The sequence below is a fragment of the Bacillus sp. P4_D3 genome, from assembly GCF_056401855.1.
Map to the genome: position 1 here is coordinate 1 of NZ_JBFUIN010001147.1, position 755 is coordinate 755.

Genomic DNA, 755 nt, shown 5'->3' on the forward strand with positions numbered 1-755 from the left:
CTTTATATGCCTTCGCTTCATTTCCTGATTTTTCTTTTTCCGCTTTTTCAAACCACATAATCGCATCACTATATTTTTCATTTTTCAATGATTGCATACCTGTTTCAATATACGTGTCGTAATTACTACATCCAGTCATTACGACTAACAGAAAAAGCATTACAAAACTTAATTTTTTCATGATGTTTTCTCCTTTTCTTTGCCTGCTCACTTTACTGTAACATACATGAAAAAGAGTTTCAAAAACTAAAATACTAATATGGTCATTTTTATTGTTTCCAGTCAATTTTTTATTACTTTCTTATTTTTCAGGCCGACACATCCACTTGCTTTTTCGCCACATGCTTTCTTACTCCCACTAATACAACTAACAATAACCCTCCGCCTAATGTCATCATAACAATGCTAGTCGGCAACATATCTAATAATAATCCATATACAATCATACCGAGCGGTGCGATTGCGGTAGAAATTGTTTCAAGTAAACCGAATACACGTCCTAAATAGTTTGGATCTGTCGTCTTTTGCATATGTACTTGCATCGGTATATTTACAACCATCATTGATATACCAGTTAAAATCATAAAAGCGATATAGTAAATAAAACTTACTACTTTCGGAATGGTAACTAACAATGGAAAGACTGTACATAAACTCAAGCCCGCAAATAAAAACAGCCCAATATAAACAGAGCGAAACGGGTTATTCACTTCTTTACGTACTGATAAAACAATTGCACCAATTAGCATCCCGAC

The 755-nt window shown here is 33.8% G+C and carries 2 pseudogenes; both read right to left on the minus strand.

From position 1 onward, the window contains the following. Nucleotides 1-181 (minus strand): annotated as a pseudogene (locus AC1DTM_RS29890) (hypothetical protein); the annotation flags it as partial. Nucleotides 182-308: 127 nt separating this feature from the next. After that, nucleotides 309-755, minus strand: a pseudogene (locus AC1DTM_RS29895) (MFS transporter); the annotation flags it as partial.